Source organism: Niameybacter sp., assembly GCF_036655075.1.
Taxonomy (GTDB): Bacteria; Bacillota; Clostridia; order Lachnospirales; family Cellulosilyticaceae; genus Holtiella.
The window spans coordinates 20,217-45,308 of the sequence record NZ_JAVVQU010000025.1 but is presented as its reverse complement, the minus strand read 5'-3'; the positions used below and the strand labels follow the sequence as shown (position 1 = coordinate 45,308).

22 protein-coding genes, 1 tRNA gene, 1 riboswitch and 1 other annotated feature are annotated in these 25,092 nt (G+C 35.7%); of the genes, 14 read left to right on the top strand and 9 right to left on the bottom strand.

The window, feature by feature from the left end:
- Positions 1-128: 128 nt before the first annotated feature.
- Positions 129-749 carry a hypothetical protein gene (locus tag RRY75_RS08545; RefSeq protein WP_332491288.1) on the bottom strand — a complete coding sequence of 207 codons (621 nt, stop codon included), beginning with the start codon at positions 747-749 and terminating at the stop codon, positions 129-131.
- Positions 750-1,009: 260 nt separating this feature from the next.
- Here RRY75_RS08545 and RRY75_RS08540 point away from each other — a divergent pair, with 260 nt between their 5' ends.
- The 4 genes from RRY75_RS08540 (at position 1,010) to RRY75_RS08525 (ending at position 5,584) form a co-directional block, all read left to right on the top strand.
- On the top strand, positions 1,010-2,362 hold the full coding sequence (locus RRY75_RS08540) for an NCS2 family permease (protein WP_334309696.1): 1,353 nt from the start codon (positions 1,010-1,012) through the stop codon (positions 2,360-2,362).
- A gap of 25 nt (positions 2,363-2,387) precedes the next feature.
- A riboswitch (ZMP/ZTP riboswitch) is annotated at positions 2,388-2,468 on the top strand.
- A gap of 92 nt (positions 2,469-2,560) precedes the next feature.
- Positions 2,561-4,111 (top strand): bifunctional phosphoribosylaminoimidazolecarboxamide formyltransferase/IMP cyclohydrolase, encoded by a 1,551-nt coding sequence (gene purH / locus RRY75_RS08535; RefSeq protein ID WP_332527613.1) that lies wholly within the window; start codon positions 2,561-2,563, stop codon positions 4,109-4,111.
- A gap of 264 nt (positions 4,112-4,375) precedes the next feature.
- Positions 4,376-4,897: a hypothetical protein gene (locus tag RRY75_RS08530; RefSeq protein ID WP_332491294.1), complete on the top strand. Its 522-nt coding sequence runs from the start codon at positions 4,376-4,378 to the stop codon at positions 4,895-4,897.
- A 207-nt stretch (positions 4,898-5,104) separates the two neighbouring features.
- Positions 5,105-5,584, top strand: coding sequence for a hypothetical protein (locus RRY75_RS08525; RefSeq protein ID WP_332491296.1), 480 nt, complete (start codon positions 5,105-5,107; stop codon positions 5,582-5,584).
- A 49-nt stretch (positions 5,585-5,633) separates the two neighbouring features.
- Here the strand turns inward: RRY75_RS08525 and RRY75_RS08520 are convergent, their stop codons facing one another.
- From RRY75_RS08520 to RRY75_RS08495, 6 genes are all read right to left on the bottom strand, one after another.
- Positions 5,634-6,728, bottom strand: coding sequence for a hypothetical protein (locus tag RRY75_RS08520; RefSeq protein ID WP_332527611.1), 1,095 nt, complete (start codon positions 6,726-6,728; stop codon positions 5,634-5,636).
- Between the two features lie 129 nt (positions 6,729-6,857).
- The gene (gene aroA, locus RRY75_RS08515; RefSeq protein ID WP_332491299.1) at positions 6,858-8,138 is read right to left on the bottom strand and encodes a 3-phosphoshikimate 1-carboxyvinyltransferase; all 1,281 of its coding nucleotides are present in this window, start codon (positions 8,136-8,138) and stop codon (positions 6,858-6,860) included.
- Positions 8,139-8,164: 26 nt separating this feature from the next.
- Positions 8,165-9,265 carry a prephenate dehydrogenase/arogenate dehydrogenase family protein gene (locus RRY75_RS08510; protein ID WP_332491301.1) on the bottom strand — a complete coding sequence of 367 codons (1,101 nt, stop codon included), beginning with the start codon at positions 9,263-9,265 and terminating at the stop codon, positions 8,165-8,167.
- A complete protein-coding gene (gene aroF / locus RRY75_RS08505; protein WP_332491303.1) occupies positions 9,266-10,279 on the bottom strand; it encodes a 3-deoxy-7-phosphoheptulonate synthase in 1,014 nt (337 codons plus the stop codon).
- A 211-nt stretch (positions 10,280-10,490) separates the two neighbouring features.
- The gene (locus RRY75_RS08500; protein ID WP_332491305.1) at positions 10,491-11,144 is read right to left on the bottom strand and encodes an SdpI family protein; all 654 of its coding nucleotides are present in this window, start codon (positions 11,142-11,144) and stop codon (positions 10,491-10,493) included.
- On the bottom strand, positions 11,131-11,409 hold the full coding sequence (locus RRY75_RS08495; protein WP_332491307.1) for an autorepressor SdpR family transcription factor: 279 nt from the start codon (positions 11,407-11,409) through the stop codon (positions 11,131-11,133). Before RRY75_RS08495 ends, RRY75_RS08500 begins: the two co-directional genes overlap by 14 nt.
- Positions 11,410-11,602: 193 nt before the next feature.
- On the opposite strand from RRY75_RS08495, the gene RRY75_RS08490 reads away from it, so the two are divergent.
- Positions 11,603-12,316: an ABC transporter ATP-binding protein gene (locus tag RRY75_RS08490; RefSeq protein ID WP_334309697.1), complete on the top strand. Its 714-nt coding sequence runs from the start codon at positions 11,603-11,605 to the stop codon at positions 12,314-12,316.
- Complete coding sequence (locus RRY75_RS08485) at positions 12,309-13,922, top strand: hypothetical protein (protein ID WP_332491310.1); 1,614 nt, start codon at positions 12,309-12,311, stop codon at positions 13,920-13,922. The genes RRY75_RS08490 and RRY75_RS08485 overlap by 8 nt, the downstream gene beginning before the upstream one ends.
- Before the next feature lie 66 nt (positions 13,923-13,988).
- On the opposite strand, the gene RRY75_RS08480 is transcribed toward RRY75_RS08485, so the two are convergent.
- The gene (locus RRY75_RS08480; RefSeq protein ID WP_332527610.1) at positions 13,989-15,254 is read right to left on the bottom strand and encodes a 6-phosphofructokinase; all 1,266 of its coding nucleotides are present in this window, start codon (positions 15,252-15,254) and stop codon (positions 13,989-13,991) included.
- Positions 15,255-15,415: 161 nt separating this feature from the next.
- Between RRY75_RS08480 and RRY75_RS08475 the strand changes: the two genes are divergently transcribed.
- The 7 genes from RRY75_RS08475 to RRY75_RS08445 all read left to right on the top strand — a co-directional run bounded on the left by RRY75_RS08475 (position 15,416) and on the right by RRY75_RS08445 (position 23,928).
- Entirely contained in the window at positions 15,416-15,844 is a 429-nt protein-coding gene (locus RRY75_RS08475) for a hypothetical protein (RefSeq protein WP_332491314.1), read from the top strand.
- A gap of 12 nt (positions 15,845-15,856) precedes the next feature.
- Positions 15,857-16,099 (top strand) — a binding site (T-box leader).
- Positions 16,100-16,175: 76 nt separating this feature from the next.
- Entirely contained in the window at positions 16,176-17,195 is a 1,020-nt protein-coding gene (pheS, locus tag RRY75_RS08470) for a phenylalanine--tRNA ligase subunit alpha (protein WP_332491316.1), read from the top strand.
- 44 nt (positions 17,196-17,239) lie between these two features.
- Positions 17,240-19,630 (top strand): phenylalanine--tRNA ligase subunit beta, encoded by a 2,391-nt coding sequence (pheT, locus tag RRY75_RS08465; protein ID WP_332527609.1) that lies wholly within the window; start codon positions 17,240-17,242, stop codon positions 19,628-19,630.
- 247 nt (positions 19,631-19,877) lie between these two features.
- Positions 19,878-20,792, top strand: coding sequence for an aminoglycoside phosphotransferase family protein (locus RRY75_RS08460; RefSeq protein WP_332716364.1), 915 nt, complete (start codon positions 19,878-19,880; stop codon positions 20,790-20,792).
- Between the two features lie 376 nt (positions 20,793-21,168).
- On the top strand, positions 21,169-21,627 hold the full coding sequence (locus RRY75_RS08455) for a GNAT family N-acetyltransferase (protein WP_332491322.1): 459 nt from the start codon (positions 21,169-21,171) through the stop codon (positions 21,625-21,627).
- Positions 21,628-21,790: 163 nt separating this feature from the next.
- The gene (locus tag RRY75_RS08450; protein WP_332491323.1) at positions 21,791-22,861 is read left to right on the top strand and encodes a glycosyltransferase family 4 protein; all 1,071 of its coding nucleotides are present in this window, start codon (positions 21,791-21,793) and stop codon (positions 22,859-22,861) included.
- Entirely contained in the window at positions 22,861-23,928 is a 1,068-nt protein-coding gene (locus tag RRY75_RS08445; RefSeq protein WP_332527608.1) for a lysylphosphatidylglycerol synthase transmembrane domain-containing protein, read from the top strand. The genes RRY75_RS08450 and RRY75_RS08445 overlap by 1 nt, the downstream gene beginning before the upstream one ends.
- 17 nt (positions 23,929-23,945) lie before the next feature.
- Here RRY75_RS08445 and RRY75_RS08440 read toward each other — a convergent pair.
- A tRNA-Met gene (locus RRY75_RS08440) sits at positions 23,946-24,018 on the bottom strand.
- A 214-nt stretch (positions 24,019-24,232) separates the two neighbouring features.
- On the opposite strand from RRY75_RS08440, the gene RRY75_RS08435 reads away from it, so the two are divergent.
- A complete protein-coding gene (locus RRY75_RS08435; RefSeq protein ID WP_332491326.1) occupies positions 24,233-25,072 on the top strand; it encodes a PHP domain-containing protein in 840 nt (279 codons plus the stop codon).
- The last annotated feature ends 20 nt before the right edge of the window (positions 25,073-25,092 follow it).

Sequence of the window (25,092 nt, the reverse complement as noted above, 5' to 3'; positions counted from 1 at the left end):
ACCAATATATTACTTCAAAATTAGATTCACTAAAACTAAGCTATAACTATTTGTTAACTTTAAAGGATTTATAAAGTAAAAAATCGTCATAGATAATAATCAAATTATCTATGGCGATTTTTTCACTATCAGTCTTGGTTAGCTTCTTCCATTGAATCCACATCACTAGGAGTGGCTTCTTCGGTTTCGCCCATATCATCAGAGATGATTGTTTCAGATAAAACATCTTCAGCTAAAGCGTCTTCAGGTTTAGCTTCATCCATGTCTTGTGAAACTTCTTCAGTAATGGCTTCAAGAAGTGGTACTTCGTAAGTAGTAGTAAGGGTTGCATCTTTTTGTTCTGAAAGAGCTACCTTTACAGCATCCATTAGAATGCTTGTTGATGCAGTGACATTGCTTGGATCTGGAAGTTCTACAGACTGAGTAGAAGTGACATAATCATTGACAAAAGAGACGCTGTTGTTTAAGTCAGAATACAACGTTCTTTCTGTTTCATCAAAGCTTTCTAAAGCGATAGAAGTGATGAGTTTGTCTTTGATTTGAACAACTAAGTCCATATCTGCATCCGTAAAAGCAATGCTTGCTATGTACATACCATCTGCATAGCTGCTATCGGGTGCAAAGGTTGGTGTTGCATCATCACCGCCAGTAAACATGAAGAAAGAAAAAGCGGCAATAGCAACGAGTAACATAATAAATGGGATACGTAGGTCTTTTAGTTTAAAGACCAAAAACTTGGGACGAGACATAGTTACCCTCCTTTAAAATTATAAGATGTCCTACTACATATATATGAAAAAAGGACAAATATATGCTTGTATTCTTCGGAAAATAAAATGATAAAATAGAAAAGTTATAAAGAGTAAAATCGAACATTACAAAATTTAAATGAAATAACGTTCGAAAAAACTATTGACCTAGATAAAGTTCTCGTGTAATATAAGGATGTAACACATAAAAGGTAAACATTGATACATAAATATAAACGATAAACATTTAAGGGAGAAGTATCGTGGAGAAATTTTTTAAACTTAAAGAAAATAAGACTACAGTAAAAACAGAAATTTTAGCTGGTATTACAACTTTCATGACAATGGCGTACATATTAGCAGTTAACCCGGATATTTTAAGTGCAGCGGGTATGAATAAACATGGTGTATTCGTAGCAACAGTTCTTGCATCTGTTATAGGAACAGCAGTCATGGCACTTGTAGCAAACTATCCATTTGCACTTGCTCCGGGTATGGGACTTAATGCATTCTTTGCATTCACTGTATGTGGTGTAATGGGACATAGTTGGCAATTTGCTTTATTCGCAGTATTCGTAGAAGGTATTATCTTCATTATCTTAACAGCATTTAACGTACGTGAAGCACTTTTCAATGCTATTCCAAAGTGTATGAAATATGCAGTAAGTGCGGGAATTGGTTTGTTTATTGCCTTTATCGGACTTAAAGGTGCGGGTGTCATTGTAGCAGATGGTGCAACATTCTTAACACTTGGAAATATGACAACACCTCAAGCTGTACTTTGTATGGTTGGTGTTATCTTAATCGTTGTTTTAATGAAACGTAACGTACCGGGTGCAGTGCTTATTGGGATTGCTACAACTTATGCATTAGGGATTGTAGCAGAACTTACAGGGTGGTACGTAGTAGATATCGAAGCGGGTGTTTACTCACTTATTCCAAACTTTGCAGCAGCAGAAGGAATCTTTGGTGGTCTTAATGAAGTAGCATTCAAATTCCCGGCTATGAGTGAAGTGTTCGGAAGTGCTGAAAGTATTATTACTTTCATTATCGTAGTATTCTCATTCTTATTCGTAGATTTATTCGATACATTAGGAACACTTATCGGGGTAGCAGCAAAAGCTGACTACTTAGATGAAAAAGGTGAATTACCACGTGTTAAACATGCATTATTTGCAGATGCAGTAGGTACAACAGCAGGTGCCCTTCTTGGTACTTCAACAGTAACAACATTTGTTGAAAGTAGTGCAGGGGTTATCGCTGGTGGACGTACGGGCCTTACAGGTCTTTCAACAGCAGCATGTTTTGCTTTAGCATTATTCGCAGCTCCAATTTTCATTGCAATTCCTTCATTTGCAACAGCACCAGCACTTATCGTGGTAGGTGTATTAATGCTTGAAAGTATTGTAAAAGTAGACTTTAGTGATATTACAGAAGCGCTTCCAGCCTTCTTAACACTTATCATGATGCCTCTTGCTTATAGTATTTCAGAAGGTATCGTATTCGGTGGTATTTCTTACGTATTAGTAAAAGTATTTACAGGTAAAGCAAAAGATGTAAGTATCGTCATGTACATTATGGCAGTACTCTTTGCAATCAAAATGGTGATCTAAGGCATTTAAGGCATACAAGTGAATAAAGTTTCTATATGACTGACGGATAAGCAGAATCAACTGCAGGGAGTATAGAAATGTAAAGTCGACCGTCTGGGCACTACTTAGTAGCAAGTAGCGTTCAGGCGGTCTTTTTTATTTTCCCAAACTTATAGATTAAAGTATTTATTATAACATTCATATAAAAGGAGAGAAAACATGAGAGCATTAATTAGTGTATCAGACAAAACAGGTATCGTAGCATTTGCAAAAGAACTTACAGCATTAGGTGTAGAAATTATATCAACAGGTGGAACTTTCAATGCTTTACAAAATGAAAGGGTACCAGTTATTGGGATTTCAGATGTAACAGGTTTTCCAGAATGTTTAGATGGACGTGTAAAAACACTTCATCCAGCAATCCATGCAGGTGTGCTTAACATTCGTGACAACGAAGAACATCAAAAACAAATGCAAGAATTAGGTCTTTCTAATATTGATCTTGTTGTAGTCAACCTTTACCCATTCAAAGAGACTATTCTAAAAAAGGGCGTTACACTTGCAGAAGCTATTGAAAACATTGATATCGGTGGCCCAACAATGCTTCGTTCAGCAGCAAAGAATAACCATGATGTGACAGTTGTTGTAGATCCAGCAGACTATAGTGTTGTATTAGAGGAATTAAAGGCAAATCATAAGGTAAGTACTGAGACAAATTTCTACCTTGCAACCAAAGTATTTGAACATACAGCTAACTATGATACAATGATTGCTAACTACTTAAGAGAACAACGCGGGGAGTATAGCTTACCAAATACTTTCACTATGACATTTGAGAAAGTACAAGATATGCGTTATGGAGAAAATCCACATCAAGGCGCTGCGTTCTACAAAGAAGTAGGTAAAACAAAAGGAACACTTGCAGATGTAGTTCAATTAAATGGGAAAGAACTTTCTTATAACAACATTAATGATGCAAATGGTGCACTTGAATTACTTCGTGAATTCAATGAACCTGCTGTGGTTGCTGTAAAGCATGCCAATCCATGTGGTGTAGGTGTAGGAGTTAATGTGCTTGAAGCTTACCAAAAAGCTTATAAAGCTGACCCGGTTTCTATCTTTGGAGGAATTATTGTTACCAATCAAGTTGTTGATAAAGCTACAGCAGAAGAAATGTCTAAGATTTTCTTTGAAATTGTGATTGCTCCAGACTACGAAGAAGAAGCACTTGAAATCTTCAAGCTTAAGAAAAACCTTCGTGTATTGAAACTTGAAAACATCTCATATTTTGACCCACATGCTGTAACAATGAAAAAAGTAGATGGTGGTCTTATCGTTCAACAAAAAGATTTAGAGCTTTTAGTTGAAGATGAACTTAAAGTTGTAACGGATCGTACACCTTCAGAACAAGAAATGGATGACTTACACTTTGCATGGAAACTCGTAAAACATGTCAAATCAAACGGAATCGCTCTTGCTAAAGAGGGTATGTCAGTTGGAATGGGTGGTGGCCAAACTAACCGTATTTGGGCAACAACACAAGCGATTGACCATGGAAATGAATTCTTAGGTGCAGAAGGTGTTAAGGGAAGTGTATTAGCTTCAGACGCATTCTTCCCATTCGATGACTGTGTGAAGGCAGCGGCTGCAGCTGGTATTACAGCAATCATTCAACCAGGTGGTTCAATCCGTGATGAGGATTCTATTAAGGCTTGTAATGAGGCAGGGATTGCCATGATTTTCACAGGAATGAGACACTTTAAACATTAATAACAAAGCCAGAGATACTTATGCTGCATAAATATTTCTGGCTTTATGTGATATAAAGTATTATTTTCTATTCTATAAAGAGGTGTAGAGGAGTTATTTCCTTGCACCTCTTTGTAGCGTTCTAAGCGGTAGTTACTTAATAATAAATTCATATCATAAAAGAAAATGGTAAAAAATAGAAAACAGTTTAAAATTAGCTTTAATTTTTTTTGAAATTATGGTAGAATATTATAATAATTGGAGTTTTTTGTGAGGGGGGAAACAATGGATATCGATGCTAGGATGCATGGAATATCAAACGCATTAAAAGAGCTTAAAAATTATACAGACATCGAGGGATTTGTTACAGACTTGGAATATCATGTAGGGCAGCTATCCTATTTTTATGATGAACTAACGCCTAAACAAACAGGGGATCCATCAACGACATTTTATCGACCTAAACATATACCTAAAGTACATCAGATAGCTTATTTTAATTTAACAAGGGGATTTCCTAAAGAACTTTATGGGGGACATTGGTGCTATGTTTTTAAGTATTTTAAGAGTAAGTTTGTTGTTATCCCAACAACATCTGTAAAAGCAGATTCATTACCACCTGACCCAGAGTTTCAACTAGATATTGCAGTCAATAATTTTAAGAACGGAATGTTGACACGTTTACAACTAAGTGATATGCGCACAGTGGATATACAGCGTCTCTATTGTGGAAAGGGTTTTTATGATGTAATTACAGATAGAGAATATATTGTACAGAATGTAAATAAAATGCTATTAGATAAATAAGATCAATAAAATATAAAAATTTATAAGTAATAAAAGTGTAGGAAACTTTTATTACTTATTTTTTTGCATTATACTTATAATTCTCGATAATATTGTGTTGTGTATATAAAAATTATATAATGAGAGTAGGAATGAAGTTCAGATGTGGAGGAATTACCCATGATTAAAACCACTATAGTAGGCTAGGGTAAAGCTAGAACTAGCATAATGGACCGTTACATAGATAGATTAGAGAAGTATTTCCCCCTATATTATCCGAATATATCTTGGCAATTTCGAGATAGTAGATTAAAAGAAGTAACAGCTAAGAAGTATGGTGAAACCGTAAGAAAAAAAGTGCTAACGTATCATCCCAATATAGTTTTTATTGAGCTAGGTATAGAGGGATTTCAGAATAATGAGACTACATTTGTTTCTTTAGATACATATGAAAAAGAGTTAGATGAATTGCTAAGTAAAATTAAGACTTGTAATAATAGAACAGGATTAAACGGATGTATGCCTATTCCTATTATTGACTTGTTTAATACGATGAGACAATTACCAAACTATGAAATGCTTTACCTTAATGAAGCAGGTACAGGCCTTAATGCAAAAGGCGAAGACCTTCTATACGATTTAGTGTTTATAACTTTAACACGTTTGATTAATTATCAGGGTGTATTAAAAGACCGATTTGTATCTTAGAGTAATAAAAGAGGAGTAGCGATTAGTGGCTACTCCTCTTTTATTACCTTTAGTTAGCGGCTATATCAATAATATAGTGTAGCTTTCTAGATTGATGTACACGCTGAACGCGAATAGTATAAGTTGTTTCATGTTCAGTTAATAAATCATTATCAGCATAAGAAAGGCTATAAGTTTGATGTAGCATTTCATTAGTGCGTTCAGAACTAATAAGTGTAAATGGACTAAAATATTTATCATCTTTCAAGTCATGCTTATTTCTATAGTACTCATAGAGCGCACGCATAAGTGTCGCATCTACAGATTTATGAAGATCCATTTCCGTTAGTGAGTAGGTAGGATAGAAAGTAGACCAAATAGTAGGGTAAGTCCATTTATCACTCCCTAAATGTAACTGGAGTGTACTTCCGTAGAAATCTATTTTTAAAGGTAAAGTCACTGTATCCACAATTTGATTAGGATAAGTATGGGTATTAAGGATACGATAGGTTACTTGAATATTGTTATAGGGTGAATGACCTAAACGTGACCTTAAATAATCTAGGACTTTTGTTTGGTTAGTATTGTCTAAAAAGCTGACGTACTGCTTGTTAGATATAGCTGATTCTAAAATTATCTCGGTAGGCGTACCTGTACTTAGACTTACAATGTGTTTGGGCAAGTTCTTTAAATTGTAAGTGGATTCTAGATAGGTATGATCTGTAGGTGAATCACTATTTCTGGAATAGGCCACAGGCGTAGTAATTTGAAGCGTATGATCCTCTAGTGTTACAGTACCATCTTCTAGGATGAGCTGCAAAAAGTGAATAGGGACATAGAGTGTATCTTCTAACTTAAAGCAAGGCTCAGAAAGTATTAATTTCTCAGAACCAGAAGAGAAAGTTCTAAGCTCAGGTTGAAGCTTGAAAGTTTTAGATTGGAAATTTAAGAAGTAAGATTCACCTTCGATAGTTAAATCTGCATAGAAAATATCAGCAAGTTCACTTAGGCTTATATAAAGTGTATCATTCCTTTCAATAAGTGGTGCCTTAGTTTGATAAGGAACCTCATTTACTTCAAGTGTGTAGGACGTAGCGGCATTGATAGGTTTAATGAGAAGTAGGCAAATGAAGCTGAAGCAAATAAGTTTTATATAATTTTTCATAATGCACCTCCAGGTGCAATTATAACATATAAATAAAGTATTAATCAAATATATAAAATTTGTTTCGAATAATACATTGACTATTAATGTATAAATAATGATTTGCTTAAAAAACCTTGCTATGTATGATTACTCGTACATAGCAAGGTCTTTTAAGTCTTCAAAGAAGTGGGGATAGGAAATGCGTACACATTCACTATTTGCAATCTCAGAAGGTGAAGAGGCCATAAGAGCGGCAACAGCTAAACTCATAGCAATACGGTGGTCATGATAGCTTTCGAAGCTAGCACCCTGGAGTGGGTGACCACCTTCTATAATAAGACCGTCTTCTTTGGCAGTAACATGTGCCCCCATCTTAGTGAGCTCGTCTGTCATGGCGTCAATTCGGTTAGATTCTTTTACACGCAACTCTTTAGCGTCTTGGATGATTGTTGTACCCTCTGCAAAGAGGCTAGCTACAGCAAAAGCAGGAATCTCGTCAATCATAGTTGGAATAATATCGCCACCTATGGTGATACCTTTTAAAGTGGAAGATTCTACAATCATATCACAAACAGCTTCCCCGCAGAGTTCTCTTTCATTGACACAGGTGATACGTCCACCCATTTGAATAAGGGCATCTAAGAGGCCTCGTCTTGTTGGGTTAATCCCTACATTTTTTAGGGTTAACTTACTATTTGGAACGATAAGTCCAGCTACCATAAAGAAGGCTGCAGAGGAAATATCTCCAGGAACAATGACCTCACGTCCAGAGAGTTTATTGCCTGGATGTAGGGTTACACACTTACCCTCTTGCTCAATATGAACACCAAACGCTTGAAGCATACGTTCTGTATGATCTCTTGAAATACTAGGTTCACACACTGTAACTGGACTATCTGCATATAGGCCAGCGAGTAGTATAGAGGATTTAACTTGGGCACTTGATACAGGTGAGTTGTAATGAATACCTGTTAAGGTGCTTGGAGTAAGTGTAAGAGGACAAAAACGTTCTTCTTGACCTGAGATTTTAGCATGCATCTCTTGAAGTGGAATCATAATACGATTCATAGGACGCTTTTGAATAGAAGCATCGCCTGTTAACGTGGACGTAAAGGGCTGACCTGCCAAAATACCTGCAAGTAGACGGGTTGTTGTTCCGCTGTTGCCACAATCTAATATTTCATTAGCAGGCGTGAGGCCATAGAGGCCTTTACCTTTTACGACTATAGATTCTGGACCTATTTCGATATCAACACCGAGTTGACGGAAGCAACGGATGGTGGAAAGGCAGTCATCTCCCATTAAAAAATTATAAATACGTGTTTCACCTTCAGCAATACTGCCGAACATAATACTACGATGAGAGATAGACTTATCGCCTGGTATAGGAAGTGTCCCATTTAGAGAGGCTACAGGTTGTATAATCATAACAAAACTCCTTTGTAAGATAAGTTTTAGCAATAAACCGTATAGTTGTGTTTGGTCAATAAATGATGCGCTTTTTGCATATCTTGTTTATGTCCAAAAGCAATACGGAGTACACCACTTGAAAATTCACGATGGTTGACAATGCCAATATCTTTGATGTTAATACTGTGAGAACTAAGGAGTGTTGCAATACAAGCAATAATACCAGGCTCATCTTCGGCATCTACAAAAATAGTATAGCTCTTTGCAATGTCTGGCTTGATGCCATCTTGGAAAGAGTCACGATAGTTTCTAGCATCTTCAAAAAAGTCATATAAGCTGTCGCTTTCTTCTACATCAAGCATGTTATAAAATTCAGAAAGTGAATAGATGAATTTTTTTAGACATATTTGGATATTTGCTTTATTGGATAAGCAAATATCTTGCCAAATGGTAGGATTTGAAGAGGCAATTCTGGTAATATCTTTAAATCCACCAGCAGCTAAAGTATGAAGGAAGTGACCATCTCCATCGTTATCTTTCACGAGATGGACTAAGTTACTTGCAATAATATGAGGTAAATGACTTACAGCGGCTGTTGCAAAGTCATGGTAATCTGGTTCAAGTGTAATAGGAATAGCACCAAGGCGCTCAATCATCTTTTGCATAATAAAGAGGATAAAGTCTGGTGTCCCCTTAAGTGGTGTTAAAATGTAGTAAGCATTTTCAAATAAGTAACTTGTAGATGCTGTGTAGCCTGATTGCTCAGAGCCGGTCATAGGATGGCCACCGATGAAGTAACACTTCTTAGGGCTGTTGGCAATGAGATGACCAAGTTTTTCTACAGTAGCTTGTTTGGTACTGCCTATGTCCGTTAAGATACAGTCTTTAGAGACATAAGGTAAGAGCTGTGATGCTACTTTTGTAATAGAAGAAACAGGTGTACAAATAAAGATAACATTGCAGTCTAAAAAGTCTTCACCTATTTCGACAGCGATATGGTCTATAGCACCATCAGCTAATGCTTTGGCACAAGAGATAGAATCTGTATCATAGCCAATAATATAGCTATTTTGTGCGTGAACCTTTTTGAGTGTCTTGGCAATTGATCCCCCGATAAGTCCAAGACCGATAATGCCAATACGCATTTAGAGTGTTCTACCCATAGCCTCAGCAATTGGGCGAAGTTCATCCATTAATACCTTGAAGTCATGGGGATCAAGAGATTGAGGACCATCGGATAAGGCTACCTTTGGATTTGGATGTACCTCAATCATAAGGCCATCTGCACCAGCAGCAATAGCAGCCTTAGCAAGACTTGGAATGTATGGACGCTTACCACACGCGTGACTTGGGTCAACAATAATAGGTAAGTGGCTCTTAGATTTGATGACAGGGATTGCACTAATGTCTAAAGTGTTACGTGTAGCCGTTTCAAAAGTACGTATACCACGTTCACAAAGGATAACGTTAGGATTCCCTTCACTCATAATGTATTCAGCAGCATTGAGCCATTCATCAATGGTTGCAGATAAACCACGTTTTAAAAGTACAGGTAAGTTTGTTTTACCCACAGCTTTTAAAAGTTCAAAGTTTTGCATATTACGTGCACCTACTTGAAGAATATCTACATAGTTAACAGCTGTTTCTACTGCACTAATGCTTGTGACCTCACAAACAATAGAAAGACCAGTTTTTTCTCTGGCTTCTTGCATGTATTTTAGACCTTCTTCTTCTAAACCTTGGAAAGAGTAAGGAGAAGTACGTGGTTTATAAGCGCCACCACGTAATACGGTTGCCCCACCTGCATAAACAGCGTCGGCAGATTCGAAAAGTTGCTCACGGCTTTCAATGGCACAAGGTCCAGCCATTACAATAAGTTGTTTACTACCCACCGTACAGTTACCAAGTTTCACTTGTGTTGGTTCAGGATGAAATTTAAGATTAGCTAATTTATAAGTCTCAGTTACAGGCACGATTTTATCTACTCCATTCAATGAACAAAGGCAGTCACTACTTAATAAAGATTTATCTCCAACAACACCGATAATGGTTACAACAGTACCTTGAGAAATATGAGCTGATAAGCCAGCATTTTCTATTTGTTTCACAGCGCTATTGATATCATCTGATGATGCAGTATGTTTCATAACAATAATCATAGTACAAACCTCCTTTTATAACCCTATTTTACCTTTTATATGCTCATTGTACAATGAGCAAATCTTGAATGTCAACGGGAGACAAGTTACATATTGAAGTAAAAGCTTGCATTAAAGGCCTTTTAACAAAAAGAGGCTTTTATGCAAGCTTATAGAATGTTATACCAATCATTATATGTAATATGCAAGTTTATAAAATAATATTTGCATATTAATGTTTCTTAACGGTGTGTTTTCTAAAATAGAAATAAGAATAAATCATAGGAAGTAATAAGCACCCCAGAGCAATCACACTCATAAAGGCTACGCAACCTGTAGGTGCAAAACCACTAATAATGAAGCAAATACCAGATAAAACATAACAATAGCCACCCATACGATGTGTAGCACGCCAATTGTCTTCATCATTGTAGGTCCAAGGCAACTTAATCCCAAAGGTGTAGTTTTGTTTGATTTGTGGCATATAATTTCCAATGACAATAAATAAAAGACCGATGAGTGGAGGTGTAATTTTGTTGATAGAAAGGCTAACTCCAAGTGAAATGCTCATTGTTACCCAGTGTAAGGCAAGCAACATTATTATAAGAAAAATAATAAAGATATTGTAGACCTTAGCATGTTTAACATAGGCATCTCCCTTAGGGTCTAATTTGGGGACTACCTTTAAGAAGCCTAGCATAAGAATAGGTAAAGCAGCAGTGAAAAATACAAAGATGCGAGGACCATAACCATCGGGCGTACCAGCATAATTGAAGTGGATAGGAACTTCAGTAGGTAATTGATTATAGAAATAGAGTGTAGCTAAAATAGAGACTACTGCTAGGATTAATATACTTTTGATAATAGGATTTTTAGTTTTCATCATTCATATCCTCCTTATTAATAAGATCAAAGAAAAACGTAAGTGCATCTTGAAGTGTTGTTGTATTTAATGAGTAAATGACATTTTGCCCCTGCTTTTCAGATGTTACAAGACCAGCTTGCTTGAGTAAATTTAAGTGATGGCTAATGGATGGTTTAGCCATATCAAAGTTGTCTGCAATCTGACCTGCAGATAGGTCACCATTTTTCAGTAGTTGAATCATTTTCCGTCTAGAAGGATCTGACAGCGCTTTAAAAAGATCATTCATAAGGGTACCTCTGTTTCTGAATAGTATTGACATTAAAATAAAGAGTATTTATAATATTAGTTAATTAGATAAGTATCTAAATGTCTAATGGTAGTATATACTAAATTAATAAAAAAATCAAGTAAGTAGGGTGTAAGTAATTAAGTGTGGATGTATAGAAAACAAAGGGAATATGAGGAGAGGGATGACTAGTATGTTAAGTATTAAGCATTTTACAAAGAGCTATAAAGGCGGTAAAAAGGCAGTAGACGATTTAACCATACAAGTAAACAAGGGAGATTTATATGGATTTATTGGTCATAATGGAGCAGGTAAAACAACTACATTAAAGGCGGTTGTTGGCATTCTTGACTTTGAAGAAGGGGAAATAGAAATAGATGGCATGTCTATTAAGAAAGACCCACTAGGTTGCAAATCTAAACTTGCCTACATACCAGATAACCCAGACTTATATGAGCATCTAACAGGAATACAGTATTTAAGCTTTGTTGCAGATATTTATGGAATTAGCCAAGCAGATAGACAAAGTCGTATTCAAAAATATGGAGATTTATTTGAACTTACAGGAAGTTTAGGTGATTTGATTTCTTCCTATTCACATGGAATGAAGCAGAAGTTAGCAATTATTGCAGCATTTATGCACAAACCCAAACTACTCATTTTAGATGAACCTTTTGTTGGTCTTGATCCTAAGGCGGCACATACTTTGAAGCAACTTATGAAAGAAATGTGTGAAAATGGAGGTGCTATATTCTTTTCTACACATGTGTTAGAAGTGGTTGAAAAGTTATGCAATAAAATAGCCATTATTAAACAAGGTCAGTTGGTGGCTTGTGGTGAGACAGAAGAGGTAAAGGGTAGCCAAAGTTTAGAAGACCTATTTATGGAGTTGATTCGTCATGAGTAAAGTATGGTATTTAGTTAAAGTTCAATTACTATCTACAGGAGGCATCAACAAGATGCTTCATGAGCATGATGCCAATAAGAAAAGAAAAATGCTAGGAATGGCTGTTGGCTTTTTGCTCATTGGAATTCTGTGTTTATGTATGTCTATTGTCTATAATGGAGCACTTCTAATTAATTTAGTACAGTGGAAAATGGAGACATTGTATTTGCCACTGGTGATGACACTAACAAGCCTTTTCTTATTTATAACAACTATTTACAAAGTAAGTGGGACACTTTTTGGAGTTAAAGACTATGACACACTTATGGCTTTGCCTATTCCAACATCTTATATTGTAGCCAGTCGTATGATTTGGTTGTATAGTATGAATTTCTTGTTTTTATGTGTCATTATGCTTCCGGCAGGTGTGCTCTATAGTGTGATGGTGGAGGGAAGCCTAATCTTTTGGGTAAAATACATTATAAGTCTTATATGTGTTCCATTAATCCCAATTATAGCAGGGGCAGTGATCGGAACCATTATTACAGCTATAGCCTCTAGGTTTAGACATACGAGTATAGTGAGCATTATCATCTCTATGTTAGTTGTTGTTGCTATTTTTGCAGCTACAGGGACAATTGGACAGGTGTCAGAGAACTTATTAGAGCATGTAGATCTGTTAGGGGAAATGATGCAGTCCTTTATACAAAAGGTATATCCATTAGCATTAGTCTATGGCGTAGGTGTTTGTGGAAATAATATAGGGCGGTTTTTAAGCTTTATAGGTTTATCTTTAGGAAGTTTTATTCTATTTGCTATTCTCTTAGGTAGTAAGTATAAGACCATCCAAACTGGACTGATGTCAGCAAGTGCTCATAGAGTCTATAGATTAGGTGAGTTAAAGGGCAAATCATCATTGATGGGACTTTATCAAAAAGAAATTAGACGTTATATAAGTTCTACACTTTATGTAATGAATACGGCCATTGGAGGTGTAATGCTTTTAGTTGCAGCTGTAGGCTTATGTGTAGTAGATATTTCTCAACTAGAGAGTATGTTAGGTATTCCTAATGTAGACATATATCTTGGGCAGTTTGCCCCACTTGCTATGTCATTATTTATGATTTTAACATGTACGACAGCATCTGCTATTTCCTTAGAAGGCAAGAACTTATGGATTTTAAAGTCTTTGCCTATTAAAATAGAGGAAATTTTCATCAGTAAGATATTAGTACAACTGACAGTTACCCTTCCAGCAGTACTAATGAGCGGTATTATTATTATAGTAGTATTTCAATTAAACTTGATACAAAGCGTGCTTATCTTTGTACTCCCAAGTGCTTATAGCATTTTGATGGGCATTATGGGACTAATCATCAACATTAAATATCCTAGGCTAGATTGGACAAGTGAAGTACAGGTCATCAAACAAGGTGCAGCAACAATGATTGCTATGGTTATAGGTTTATTGAGCTTAGTTATTCCGAGTATCATCATTATCTTAATACCTGGATTACATCAGGATATGAAGTTGGTCTTAAGTACATTAGTAGTTGTAGTTATGATAGTAGTAAGTTATAAACATCTCACCACCAAGGGTGTAGAGCAGTTCAAAATATTAGAATAGAAGCAGTATCACAAAAAGGCAATGAGCACTCACTAGGAGCACTCATTGCCTTTTATGATATTTGAATTAATTTTCTTCTAAGTGTTCAAAGAAATGTTTGCTATGAAGATGTGTAATATCACAGTAAATAGGAAGGCCGTTGGCGTATCCAATAGAAGTTTCACCTTCAATTAATGGGCGAAGGTATGTAATCATTTCTTCTGTGACATCATTGCCTGCTTCATTAATCCAAGCTCTTGGAATAACTTTTTCTTTGTTTGCAATGCCATCAATGGCGTGTGATACGATTTCCATTTTATAAGGTATATCACTTATACGGTTGTAGCACATCATTGTTGCAGTATCGCCAGCAAGGGCAGCTTGTACACCAGCTTTACCAATTTGGATACTCTCATCAATATCTCTTTTAGAACCGACGTGAGCGGCACAACGTTGAGTAACATTTAACTCGACAGAACGTACTTTGCAACCAATGTGCTCTTTTAAGTAGTTCTCAAGTGCTTTACCAGCCCCACAAAGTTGTTTGTGACCAAAAGCATCTACGCTTGTACCAGTTGCTGAAATGTAGTTTCCATCTGCATCTTTAATCCCTTCAGATACAGCTACAATAATATTTTTACGTTCATGTTGAAGTGCACGTACATCGTTTGCAAATTGTTCGAGAGAGAAGGGTACTTCAGGTAAGTAAATAAGGTCTGGTGCAGTAGAATAAGCAGTACTTGCAAGAGAAGCACTTGCTGTTAACCAACCTGCGTTACGTCCCATAATCTCAACGATTGTTACGGATGGAATATTATAGATATAGGTATCATGAGCGATTTCCAGCATTGTAGTTGCAATAAATTTTGCAGCACTACCGAAACCTGGAGTGTGATCAGTCATTGGTAAATCGTTATCAATTGTTTTTGGAATACCAATAATACGAATAGGGAAGTGGTTAGCTTCAGCGTAAGAAGAGAGTTTCAAAACAGTATCCATAGAGTCGTTACCACCAATATAGAATACACTTGTTATATTATGGGTGGTAAAGAATTTGAAAAGTATTTCATAAACCTCAGGAGCTACTTCGTAGTGAGGTAATTTGAAACGACAAGAACCTAAAAACATAGCAGGTGTAACTGAAAGTGTATCAAGAGATTCACGAGTGGCAAAAGTTTCGCTTAAATTGAGGTATTTACCTTGAAGTAAACCTTCAATACCATTTACCATTCCATATACTGAGTTATAGGAATCAGATTCTAATACCCCTTGTAAAACACCGCTTAAAGAAGCATTTATAGCAACAGTAGGGCCTCCAGATTGCCCAACAATACAATTTCCTTTAGATAGCATGCAAATCCTCCTTAGAAATATCAGTCATTCATGTAAGCATACTTATTCATCATACTAAAAAGCGTTAGTATTGACAAGAGTAAGCAAGTTTCAATCTTTCGGTGTAAAAAACCTAAAAATTTGGCAATAATGTTGATACATTATAAAAACGAGGTGCTAATATGGATGAAATAAGTATGATTCAAAAGGAACATTGGACGATTCAGAGTATTTTAAGAGAGTTGAAGAAGGAATTGGTTTCGCTCGTCCAAGATGAAAGTGTAGATAAGGTAATGTGGTCAATTTGTCTAGCCTTTATTAAAGAGAATATTATAGGAATACATCACGTGAAAGAGGAAGAGGCTATCAGAGCTTATAAAATAGAGGGGAAATATGGCGAGCTGATAGAGAGTATTAAGGAAAGGCATGAACTTATCGCATGCCATTATGAAAGGCTAGTCGAGTTTTGGAATTGGTATCAAAATGGGCATGCACTTGCTAGGTTCAATGTGATGGAAGAAGGCGAAAGTCTTATCCTTTTAATGGAAGTGAGTATGGCTATGGAAGAAAAACTTTTTGACTTGACAAGGGGGAAATGTATAGTACAATAATGAATATATAATTAAAATGCTAGGAAAATGCAAAGTAGCTTTTTTTCAACCATAAGAGAGAAGGTGTCACCGGCTGTAAGCACCTTTTGGCTCTGAGAAAAGTGAATTTCACATTGGAGCAGTACTTTTGAAGTTAGATTCAGCAAAGGTTGAAACTGAAGGTAGGAAGTATCGGTTGCGCGTTATAGCTATATAAGTGTTTATACTATGTATAAAAATTTGGGTGGTACCGCGGAGTCAAGCTTCGTCCCTTTTAGGAGGGATGGAGCTTTTTTTATTGTCTCAAATTATAAAAAGGTGTCATTTTAAAGTCCAGAAAGGAGTAAGAAAAGTGAAAGAAAAATTAGAGCAAATTCAACAAGTCGCTTTAAGCGCAATACAAGATGCAAGTGACCTTAAACAAGTAGAAGACTTAAGAGTGCAATACTTAGGTAAAAAAGGTGAGCTTACAGCCGTTCTTAGAGGTATGAAGGATTTAACAGCTGAGGAAAGACCAGTTGTAGGTCAAATGGCAAATGAGGTACGTGAAGCATTAGAAACAGCTTTAGGAGATAAAAAAGAAGGTCTTGAAAGTGAAGCTGAAAACCAAAAACTTAAAGAAGAAGTTATCGACATCACAATGCCGGGTAAGAAAATGAACAAAGGTCATATGCACCCACTTCATAAAACACTTGAAGCAGTTGAAAGCATTTTCATGGGTATGGGTTATGAAATCGTAGATGGTCGTGAAGTAGAAACGGCGTACTACAACTTCGATGCCCTTAACCTAGGTGAAGAGCATCCAGCACGTGATGAGCAAGATACTTTCTACTTTACAAACAACTTAGTACTTCGTACAGCTACATCACCAGTACAAGTACACACTATGGAAAGTCAAGAACTTCCAATTCGTATGATAGCACCAGGTCGTGTATACCGTTCTGATGAATCAGATGCAACACACTCACCAGTATTCCACCAAATTGAAGGTTTGGTTATCGACAAAAATATTACATTTGGTGATCTTAAAGGGGTTCTTGCGGAATTCGCTAAGAAATTCTTTGGAGATAAAGTCCAAGTTAAATTTAGACCTCACTATTTCCCATTCACAGAGCCAAGTGCTGAAGTGGACGTAAGCTGTGTAATGTGTGGAGGTAAAGGCTGTAACGTATGTAAAGGTTCAGGTTGGATTGAAATTTTAGGTTGTGGTATGGTTCATCCTAAAGTACTTGAAATGGCTGGCATTGACCCAACTGAATATCAAGGATTCGCATTTGGTATGGGACTTGAGCGTTTAACAATGCTCAAATACGATATTAATGATTTAAGATTATTCTACGAAAACGATGTGAGATTCTTATCACAGTTCTAAGTAGCAAGCATATAAATTGATAGATCAGAAAGGAAGTTGAAAAAATGAACATACCTATGTCTTGGTTAAAACAATATGTAGATATTGATGTAGATGTAAACACTTATATAGATGCAATGACAATGTCTGGTTCAAAAGTTGAAACAGTAGAAGTGAGTGGAGAAGAAATCACTAAAGTTGTTGCGGGGAAAATTATTGATACACAAGGACATCCAGATGCGGACAAACTTCGTGTTATGCAAGTAGATATTGGAGCGGAAGCAACTATCCAAATCGTTACAGCGGCAACAAACGTCAATACAGGAGATGTTGTACCGGTATCACTAGATGGGGCAACACTTGCTGGTGGGCTTAAAATCAAAACAGGAAAACTTCGCGGTGTAGAATCACAAGGGATGTTCTGTTCAGTAGAAGAACTTGGATTTGCTACAAGTGACTTTGAAGATGCTCCAGAAGATGGTGTATACATTTTCAACCAACCGATTGAACTGGGGGCAGATGTAAAACCATACTTTGGTCTTGGTGAAGAAGTTGTAGAATATGAAATTACTTCAAATAGAGCAGATTGTTTCAGTATTTTAGGAATCGCAAGAGAAGCGGCAGCTACTTTCAAGAAACCTTTCAAATACCCAGAAATAACTGTAGAAGAAGTATCTGGTAATGCAACGGACTTAGCAAAAGTGACAATCGAAAACGAAACACTTTGTCCAAGATATGCAGCACGTATTATTAAAAATGTAAAAGTAGGCCAATCACCAAAATGGCTTAAAGACAGACTTTTATCAGCAGGTCTTAGACCAATTAATAACATTGTAGATATTACAAACTACATGCTTCTTGAATTTGGTCAACCAATGCATGCATTTGACTACAACAAACTTCAAGGTCACCACATCATTGTACGTAATGCACGTGATGGAGAAAAAATGGTCACTTTATTTGGTGATGAGGTAGAGCTTGATAGTACAATGCTTGTGATTGCAGATGAAGCAAAACCAGTTGCTATTGCAGGTGTAATGGGTGGTGAGGATACAAAAGTAACAGAAGAAACAACAACAATTCTTTTTGAATGTGCAAACTTCAACGGTTACAATGTACGTCAAACTTCTAAGAAACTTGGAGTTAGCAGTGATTCTTCTAAAAAATATGTTAAAGGACTTGATCCAAACAACATTACAGATGCAATTGAGCGTGCAGCTCAACTTATCAATATGACAAATGCTGGTGAAGTTGTAGCAGGTATCATTGATGTATACCCTGTAAAACGTGAAAGCATTACTATTCCATACGATTTAGCATGGATCAACAACTACCTTGGTACAAAAGTAACAGAAGAAGAAATGAAAGCATACTTCGAAAGTCTTGAATTTGAAGTAAACACAGAAACTAAAACAGTTAAACTTCCAACATTCAGATCAGATATCACTATGATGGCTGACCTTGCAGAAGAAGTAGCAAGACTATATGGCTATGATAAAATTGAAGTAACACTTGAAAGAGGTAAACCAACTGTTGGTCATAAAAACTTCGAACAAGAAACAGTTACAGAAATTCGTAACTTAATGAGTAGATACGGTGTACATGGGGCGGTGACTTACACCTTTGAAAGTCCAAAAGCATTAGATAAACTTTGTATTCCAATGGACAGCGCACTTAGAGATGTATTAACGATTACTAACCCATTAGGGGAAGACTTTAGTGTCATGCGTACAACGACTTTAAATGGTATCTTAACTTCACTTTCTACTAACTACAACCGTAGAAATGAAACAGCTATGCTTTATGAAGTAGGAAAAGTCTTTGAAAAAGTGGAAGGTCAAGAACTTCCAAATGAGATCAAAAAGATTACTGTAGGGATATATGGTAAAGATGTAGACTTCTATACACTTAAAGGACTTGTTGAAGCGTTAGTAGAAGACCTTTATGTTCAAAAAGTAGATTTCGAAAGAAATACAGAACTTCCATTTATGCATCCAGGACGTACAGCAAATCTTCTTATTAGTGGAAAAGTTTGTGGTTACTTTGGAGAAATTCATCCACAAGTAGCGAAAAACTACAACATTGAAGCGAAAACTTACGTAGCTGAACTTGACCTTATGATGATGCTTAACAATATGGAAAAAGCACGCAGTTACACTGCACTTCCAAAATATCCAGCAACAACAAGAGATATTGCAATGCTTGTACAAGCAGATGTACTTGTTGGAGAAATTGAAAAAGTAATCAAACAAAGAGCAGGGAAGTTACTTACAAGTTGTGAACTCTTTGACGTTTACCAAGGGAAACAAATTGAAGAAGGATTCAAATCTGTAGCCTACAACTTAGTATTTAGATCACCAGATCATACGCTTACAGATGAAGAAATTCAAAAATCAATGAAGAAAATTTTAAATGGTCTTGAAACTGTTATCGGAGCAAAACTCAGAGAGCAATAAGACTCTAAAATGAAAAATGTAAACAAGACAAGGTACTGAACGTAAGCATCAGTACCTTTTTTTATATTCTAGTGCCTTTGAATCGTGCAATCTACAATGACAGATAGCACGTAGTAAGCGTGTTATGTCAAAAGTATAGGATTGAAAATAAAGTTTTAATTTTATATAATAGTCTATAAACTAAAGAAATATAAAAACTTAGCTACAATCAGGTGAAGAATAGATGAATGATAAAGGAGGGGAAAACATGTATGAAGTGCTACGAGATATACCAGATTTTTCTAAGTGGACTAAGATTGAGCAAATTAACAAGGGGTGGTCTCAAGATAGAAAATATTATGTAGAGAATAATGAAAATAGAAAGTTCTTGGTGCGTATAGCAGAGGCTACACAGTATGAAGCAAAGGAGAAGGAGTATCAGTTTTTGCAGAAGGTAAATAGAATAGATGCACCCATGTCCAGAGCTATTGAATTTGGTAAATGTCAACATAATCAGTTTGTCTATATGGTTTTGACTTGGGTTGAGGGACAATCACTTAATGAATGTCTCGCAAATTTGTCAGAAGATAAGCAGTATGCATTAGGTGTGGATGCAGGAAAGTTGCTTAAGAAAATTCATCAGATAAAGGTAGCACAAGAAGATAGACATCTACAAGATAGAAAAGAAAGGAAATTAGGGGGGATAGCAAAATATAAGTTAAGTCCGAATCGTATTCCAAATGATGAGCCTATTATAGCTTTTGTAGAAGAAAACATACATTTACTCAACCCTTATCCATCTGTTTATTTACATGGCGATTTTCATCCTGGGAATATGATTTTAACACCTGATAATAAGCTTGGGATTATTGACTTTAATAGATGGAAGTATGGAGATCAATATGAGGAGTTTTATAAAATTCAAAGTTTTGCAAGAGAACTGAGTATTTCTTTTTCAAAGGGACAAATAGATGGTTATTTTGAGGGTAAGCCAACGGAGTTATTTTGGAAGGTACTTTCTGTTTATGTAGCACATGCAGCGCTACATTCTATTGTATGGGCTGAAAAGTTTGGGCAAGAGGAAGTAGAGGGAATGAAAAAACGTTGCTTTGAAGCACTTGAAGACTATGATTACTTTGAAAGAACTGTACCAAAGTGGTATGAGACAGCCACTACTCTTTAGCAGATGAATAAAATAATAGAGATGCCTTTTTTATTTTGTACTTATATGAAGAGGTAAATATTTGTGTTCAATATGTGGAATTGTTGACTTAGTACATGAAGAGAAGGCAAGCACACTTCGGCTGGAGTAATGCTGTTGGTAAAATAACATGATCTAACAGACATTTAGGTATAGGGGGAGAACATTCCACTTATAGCTAGATGAAATGTCCAAGTGGAATGAAATCATGGGAATAATGAAAAAGGTGCTAGTAGAAAAAATATACTAGTACTTTTTATTATTTATAGATAAAAATTTATATTTACGTATTATAATAGAGTTAAATTGATCAAATTAGAAGTGATGCAAAGTAAAAATCAAAAAAGGAGTAATAAATATGATTAAATATAGACTCGCAAAAAAAGGAGATGAAGAAGCTGTACTTCAAGTTATAGAAAGCGTATTAAAAGATTATGGACTTGAACTTAATCCTAAAGAGGCGGACTTAGATGTTACAGACTTGGAATACTATTATATAAATAACAATGGATGGTTTCAAGTCGTTGAAGCAGAAGGGGAAATTATAGGATCTGTTGGTGTATTTAAAATGGATGAAAATGAATGTGAATTACGGAAAATGTATTTGTTGCCTAGTTTTCAAGGTCAAGGAATAGGAAGAGAGCTTATGGAAAATGCTATAGAGGCAGCTGTGCAATTAGGATATAAAATCATCACCCTTCAAACAAATTCTGTATTAATCAAAGCATTACCTCTTTATGAAAAATATGGATTTAGTGAAGAAAAGGGCATAGAAGTATGTAGTAGATGCGATCTATTCATGAAAAAGCATTTATAAGACTTTAAAAAGTTGAATTATTAAAATATTTTATTAAAATTAAGAATAAATAAAGTAAAAATTTAAGAAAGCTTAAGAGTTGAAGCCATCATTTTTAATAATTACTTGTTAGAATTAAGATAAGACATCATGTTAAAGCTTAAAAAATGAACGGGGGATTAAGATGATTTATAAAATTGATATGCTTTCACAGGCGGCAAAAGTAAAGGGTCAAGGCGTACTTTCTGCTTATGATGAACAAGTAAGTCTTGTACGAAGTGGATTAAAGGAGCAATTTGTTATAACCGAGAATAAGTGGCCAGATGCAGATATAACGCATTATCACACAGTTAACTTGAGATATTTTTTATCTATTCCATTTGCAAAGATGAATGGGGTAACAGTAGGTTACGTTCATTTCTTACCAGAGACAGTGGATACAAGCTTGCAGTTGCCAAAGGTATGTAAAAAAGTTTTCTATAAATATTTGATTCAGTTTTATAAGAGTATGGACTATCTTGTAACGGTTAATCCATATTTTATTGAAAGGCTAGCAGCTTATGGGGTTGATCCAGATAAGGTAACATATATTCCGAATTTCGTTTGTGATAAACAGTTTTACCCAATAGAGAAATCTAACAAAGCGGGACTTCGTGAAAAGTATAAATTAGATAAGAATAAATTTACAGTAGTATGCGTAGGACAACTTCAAACGAGAAAAGGAATTTTTGACTTTATACGAATTGCAAAAGAAATGCCTCATATGCAATTTGTATGGGCAGGTGGATTTTCTTTTGGAAAGATGACAGATGGATACAAAGAAATTAAAGAGGTAGTAGAGAATCCTCCAGAAAATCTTAAATTTCTAGGGATTATTGAAAGAGAACTAATGAATGAAGTTTATAATCTTGGAGATGTTATGTTTTTACCATCTTTTGAAGAATTATTCCCAATGACCATTTTAGAGTCTATGAATTGTAGGACACCTATTTTGCTGCGCGACATTGATATTTACAAGAATATCTTATTCGATTTTTATCTGCGAGGAAGTAATATAGAAGAATTCAAACAAATCTTAGAGCGATTATCCGAGGATGAATGCTACTACCAAAAGGCATGCTCAGCAGCATGGAAGGGGCATGAGTTTTATCACCATGACCATGTTTTAAGTATGTGGGAGGAATTCTATAACCAAATTTTAGATGATACTAAACCAATAAAAATAAAAAACTTATTGAATAGGTTTGTAGGATAATGAAAATAAAAAAAAGAAATCTGATTATTATTTTAATTTCGCTCATCAGCATCATAGGATATGTCAGTTATAAAGAAAAAAGTAACCTGTTAACTATAGTGAGTAAAACTGATGGACGATGGATAGTAGCCACTATTTTATTAATGGTGGCGTACTGGACATTGGAGAGTATCACTTTGCATATGGTGACCTCCAAGCTACATGACAGGCAAAAGTTTAAAGATACGGTGAAAACAACAATGATTGGACAGTTTTTTAACTGTGTAACACCTTTTTCAAGTGGTGGACAACCGATGCAAGCTTTGCATATGGCTAAGACAGGCGTACCTTTTGGAATAGCTAGTTGCTGTTTACTTACGAAATTTATTGTATATCAATTGGTACTTACGTTATATTCGTTAGCAGTATTAAGTTTTAAGCTTAAAGAGTTTGTTGGCACTATAAATGGGTTTACTTACATGGTGTTTGTTGGATTTGCTGTCAATACAGTTGTTGTGGTAGGGTTACTTTCTATAGGATATTCTAAAACAGGTACAGTTAAATGGACATGTAAAATAATTGATAGGCTAGGCAAGTTTGGATGGATAAAGCATGTTGAAGAGAAAAAGCATTATGTAAGAAGAGAGTTTAATAGTTTTTATGAAAGCTTTAAATGGATGAAGCAAAATAAAAAAATGATTTTTTATATGATGATTTGTTCTACCATACAACTTACAGCATATTTCTTAGTTCCATATTTTATTTTAAAAGGATTCCACTTACAAGGGTCAGTAAGTTCTGTAATAGCTGCGCAAGCTTTTGTATTGATGATTTCTAGTTTTATTCCTTTGCCAGGTGCAGCAGGTGGTGCAGAAGTTAGTTTCTTTACCTTCTTCAAGTTATTCTTTCCACCGAATGTGTTAAATGTGTCTATTCTTGTATGGAGAATGATTACTTTTTATTTAACCCTATGCGTAGGGATGTGTTTTACCTTCTGGAGAAGAGATGAAGGAGCAGTAAGAGATAGGCTGAAGGGGAGAAATACAATACAATTACTGGCTAGAACGACAAAAAAACCTAAATCGTAAGATTTAGGTTTTTTGAATTGCGGAGTCAGGACTTGAACCTGAGACCTTCGGGTTATGAGCCCGACGAGCTGCCAACTGCTCCACTCCGCGTCATTAAGTATAAATTCAGTATAGACCTTACTATAGAAGAAGTCAAGGAAGTTTAGTAACTAAAATTATCCAATTTTTTAAAAAGATAAATAAAATAATCCTAATCCTTTGAAATATAAGGGTTTCAGTGTTTGAAAACAAATTTAGGCTTTAGTAACATACAGATTTTAGATATAATAGCTATAAAAATGACAGAATACAGGAGGCTAACAAAATGAAGGTGGATTTACACATGCACACTTATTTTTCTGATGGAACAATGTCACCACAGGAAATTGTAGATAAAGCAGTAAATAGAGAAGTGAAGATTTTAGCAATAACAGATCATAATAAGTTAGATTCTTGGGAGGACTTACAAAAAGCGGCTCAGGAAGTGGGAATTGTTCCTATTCGTGGGGTGGAGATTAATGCAGCTTATAAGAATAAAGTTGTCCATCTACTAGCCTATGGGTTTGAGAATTTACAGAAATTGTTTGACTTAATAGATTTAGCAGATAGTGAGATGCAACGTATGAGTGATGATTTGATTGCCAATATGGAAGGTGCTGATCCTCGTATATCTGTATCAGATTTTAAAGCCTATAACTATGATAGAAGAAAAGGTGGCTGGAAAGGTCTGCACTATCTTTTTGATAGAGGACTAAGTGATAAGTTATTCGGAGGATTCAAGTACTATAGAGAGTATGGGTGTGACTTTGCTGAGTATAACTTCCCGACAGTTGCACAATTATGTGCGGCAATTAAAGCTGCAGGAGGATACAGTGTACTAGCTCATCCCATGTCTTACTTTAAAGACCTTTCAAAAGAAGAGTTAGAAGAAGAATTACAACAGCTCTATGATATGGGGTTACAGGGGGTTGAATGCTACTACCCAACGCATAGTGAAATGATGACAAAGACTTGTGCAGCATTTTGCAAGCAACATGAAATGCTTATTACAACAGGAAGTGACGAGCATGGTGAGTTTGGAAAAGAAGCAAAGACACTAGATCAAACAATAGGATGTATGAATGTAACAAGAGATATGATTCATATTGAACCACTTCTCAAATAAGCAGGAATACAAAGAGCAGC